The 764-nt window shown below is 66.2% G+C and carries 1 protein-coding gene; it reads left to right on the top strand.

Features of this window, described 5'->3' with window-relative positions; all coding sequences use genetic code 11:
* Positions 1-27: 27 nt before the first annotated feature.
* A partial coding sequence (locus FF80_RS16065; RefSeq protein WP_035102455.1) for an EAL domain-containing protein occupies positions 28-764 on the top strand: 737 nt, incomplete at its 3' end.

The following is a 764-nucleotide window of genomic DNA, read 5'->3' as shown; positions in this document are numbered from 1 at the left end:
CCCATCGGCACTGCCCCCCAAACCACCATGCGCGAGCCAGAGCCCATTATCCCGCTCGATACGCTGCGCCGCTCGGTCGCCGAAAACCGCCTCATCTATCATGCCCAACCCATCGTCACGCTGCCCCAGCGCCGCCCGCAGGGCTACGATCTGGTGCCCCGCCTCACGCTGGAAAATGGCGATCTGGCCGACAGCGCCGATTTCATGCCCAGCCAGGGTGGCGACGATGTACTGACCCAGATCGAGGCCGTCGGTCTGCTCGAAGCCATCACCATCGCCCGCCGGGCCCGCACCGGCGGCCAGCCGGTCAATCTCTATATTCCGCTCTCCCGTGCCACCCTGGGCAATGCCGAAGGCTTCGGCCGGCTCATGGCGACCCTCGAGGCCAACCGCGCCATCGCCGCCGCGCTGAGCTTCCGCATCAACGTGGCCCAGTGGCAATCCCTCACCACCGCTGAACGCGCCATTGCCGATGCCATTGCAAAAAAAGGCGTCAGCTTCTCGCTCTCGGGCGTCACCTCCCTGCGCGTCGATATTGCCGAACTCGCCGCTCAGGGCGTCCGCTCGATGCGCATCGACGCCGCCTGCTTCATCGAGCGCCCCGAGGATTTCACCGACTATCACCCCGCTGATATCGCCAATTACCTCGCCCGCTTCGACGTCACCCTGCTCGCCACCGGCATTGCCGGCGAGGCCCAGATCGTTGAACTGCTCGATACCGGCATCACTCTGGTCCAGGGCCCCCACATCGCCAGCCCCGGCCC

Source organism: Devosia sp. LC5, assembly GCF_000735585.1.
Classification (GTDB): Bacteria; Pseudomonadota; Alphaproteobacteria; order Rhizobiales; family Devosiaceae; genus Devosia.
The sequence above is the reverse complement of the archived record's forward strand: the minus strand, read 5'-3'. Positions and strand labels throughout refer to the sequence as shown.